The 3,129-nt window shown below is 58.9% G+C and carries 2 protein-coding genes; one reads left to right on the forward strand and one right to left on the reverse strand.

Annotation, left to right across the window (positions count from 1 at the left end; all coding sequences use genetic code 11):
• A partial coding sequence (locus K1Y02_26405; protein MBX7259914.1) for a YifB family Mg chelatase-like AAA ATPase occupies positions 1 to 1,505 on the reverse strand: 1,505 nt, incomplete at its 3' end.
• Between the two features lie 446 nt (positions 1,506 to 1,951).
• Here K1Y02_26405 and K1Y02_26410 point away from each other — a divergent pair.
• A complete protein-coding gene (locus tag K1Y02_26410) occupies positions 1,952 to 3,085 on the forward strand; it encodes a heparan-alpha-glucosaminide N-acetyltransferase domain-containing protein (protein ID MBX7259915.1) in 1,134 nt (377 codons plus the stop codon).
• The last annotated feature ends 44 nt before the right edge of the window (positions 3,086 to 3,129 follow it).

Here is a 3,129-nt window from a genome sequence, read left to right on the forward strand (position 1 = left end):
TGGACGGCTTCGGTGATGTGGTTGTCGGCGATGGAGTCGGAGAATTCGAGGTCGGCGAGGGTACGCGCAACACGGAGGACTTTGTCGTAGGCGCGGGCGCTGAGGCCGAGCCGGTTGAGGGCGTTCTCGAGCAGTTTTTCGGCGCTTGAGGAGAGGACGCAGTGTTTGCGGAGGGTCTTCGAGTCGAGGTGGGCGTTGCAGGCGCAGGAGCCGTTGTAGCGTTGGCGCTGGAGGTCGCGTGCAGTCTGAACGGTAGCCGCGACGTCGGCACTGGTCGGACCGGAAGCGCGGTTGTCGCTCAACTCTTCGAAGCTAAGCGCGGGTACATCGGCGTGAATGTCGATGCGGTCGAGCAAGGGACCTGACAAACGCGCCATGTATCGTTGGACTTCCCCAGTCGTACAGCGGCATTCCTTTCGCGGGTCGGTACGATATCCGCAGGGGCATGGGTTCATGGCGACAACAAGCATGAATCGGCTTGGGAAGGTGACGGAGTATTGCGCGCGCCGTATATGGACGAGTCCCTCTTCGAGGGGTTGCCGCAGGACTTCCAGCGCCCCACGGTTGAACTCGGGCAGTTCGTCGAGGAACAGCACGCCGTTGTGCGCCATGCTGACTTCGCCGGGCATCGGCTGCATGCCTCCACCTCCGCCGCAGATGGAGACGGTCGTCGCGGTGTGATGGGGCGCGCGAAACGGGCGCTGCGCGATGAGGTTCCGTTTACCGCTCGCGCCATTCGCGACGCTGTAGATCCGCGTAGTTTCGAGCGCCTCTTCAAAGGTCATGTTCGGCAGGATTCCGGGCAGTCGCGAGGCCAGCATGGTCTTGCCGGTACCCGGCGGACCGATCATGAGCAGGTTGTGTCCGCCGGCAGCGGCCACGGTCAACGCGCGCTTCACATGCGCTTGACCCTTCACGTCGGTGAGGTCCGGAGCTTCGGTGCGAGCCTGCGCCAACGTGGCTGTCAGGTCCGTGCGATACGGGGAACGGTCCAGTGCGCCTGTCATAAACGCGACGGCCTCGGCCAAGGTGGACGCGGGAATTACGTCGACGCCGGGCACGACGCCAGCCTCTTCCGCATTCACTTTGGGAAGGATGATGCCTTTGAGTTTGGCATCGCGAACGGCCATTGCCATGGACAGCGCACCGGCCACGGGTCGGAGAGAGCCGTCGAGGGCGAGTTCGCCTACCGCCGCGTATTCGTTGTAGCGGACACCGGAGATTTGCTCGGACGCGGCAAGCAGGCCGAGCGCTATGGGCAGGTCGAGCGCACTGCCTTCTTTCCGGATGTCGGCAGGCGCAAGGTTAACGACGATGACGCCGCGAGGGTATCGGAACCCGGAGTTCTTGATGGCCGAACCGACGCGTTCCTTGCTTTCCTTGACGGCGGCATCGGGCAAGCCGACCATAACGAACAAGGTGCCCCCGAGGCTGTTGTCTACCTCGACGGCAAGCGGATACCCCTCAATTCCAATGACGGCGCACGATTGCACCCGCGCCAGCATAGTCCTGAATCCCCCTCGATATGGTGAATGCAAGCGAATAGTAAACCGCCTGCGCGAACCAGTCAACCATAACCGTGGGACGACTATCGGTCCCTCGAAGCGGGCCTTCTAGCGAACAGGAATAGCTTCTCCGCACGTCTTGCAATTGAGGCTTTCTCCCACTAGGATTTGTCCGTTTGGGTCTCGCACGGGGGCCATGTACCAAGCTGTAGGCATTGTCCGCGCAAGAAGTCGCGCCTGCCGAAACAGCTGGAATCCTTCATCATCGAATACTTCATGGGAGGAATTTTGCAGTGACGCCAGAAAGCAGTGAAACGGGGGTAGGCGGAACCACATTTATCGAGCAAGACTGTCCGGATTGCGGGAAACATCTTCGTATCCCGTCTCAATTCGCGGGACAGTTCGGGAAGTGTCCGCATTGCGGGAATATGATTCTCGCCAATCGCGTGACCATACCCAAACCGGTTGCACCTCCCCCCCAGAGTTCGCGTCTCGTAGCGCTTGACGTGCTTCGTGGTTTCGACATGTTCTGGATCATTGGCGCGGATGCCATTGGCCAAGCCCTTATGAAGAGCACCGGCGGCGAGAACGCGCCGGCACCGATTAAGTTCGTCGCGGATCAATTGGAGCACGTGAGCTGGGAAGGGTTTCATTTCTACGACCTCATCTTTCCGCTGTTCGTGTTCATGGTAGGTATGTCATCGGTCTTCTCGTTGACCAAGATTATCGAGAAACACGGGAAAGCGTCCGCCATCAAGCGGATTGCGCGACGTGCGGCGCTTCTGCTGATACTTGGCGCGGTGTACGATGCCATCGACATCGTGTACTGGGATGGACTTGCGGGCATTGCCGAGGAAAACCTCATTTGCGGCGTACTTCAGCGCATGGCCTTGTGTTACTTGGCAACGGGGTTGCTGCTGTGTGTGTTCGAGTGGCGAGGGCTCCTGGCAACTGGAATTGCCATGCTGGCCTGCTACTGGGCAGCGCTGACCTTCATTCCCGCGCCGGGAGAAGCCCAAGTCGTATTCGAGCGCGGCAACAACATCATCCACTACATCGACAAGATGATTCCGCCCTACTACGGCACCGATCCCGAGAGTCTCATGACCACGTTCCCGGCCATTGTGTCGTGCATATTGGGCGCGCTGACGGCAATATTCCTGCGGGAGACGGACCTTTCCGAGGACCAGCAAGCACAACGGTTGTTGCTGGTGGGCGTAGCGATGGTCGTCATCGGTTACCTGTGGGGCCTCCAAATTCCCATCATCAAGCGCCTGTGGACGCCTTCGTATGTATTTGTGGCCGGTGGCTATAGCTTGATGCTGTTGGGCGCCTTCATCTGGATGATTGACGTAAAAGAATGGCAGTGGTGGATTCCACCCTTCTTGTGGATTGGCTCGAACTCCATCGCAATCTACTTCTTCGACAACCTCACGAACTTCGATGGTTGGGCAAATCTCCTTCTGGGTAAAGACGCATTGGCGCCTGGAATGCAGGCCGCACTTGCCCTGTTTGGGTTGCTGCTCTCCATTGGCTTTGTCTACGTATTAAACAAGAAGAAGATCTACATTCGCGTGTGATCGCGAATCGCTGGTCTCTCTCTAGAGGACGTTCTACTATATAG

The sequence above is a fragment of the Candidatus Hydrogenedentota bacterium genome, assembly GCA_019695095.1.
In the GTDB taxonomy this organism is placed as follows: Bacteria; Hydrogenedentota; Hydrogenedentia; order Hydrogenedentales; family SLHB01; genus JAIBAQ01.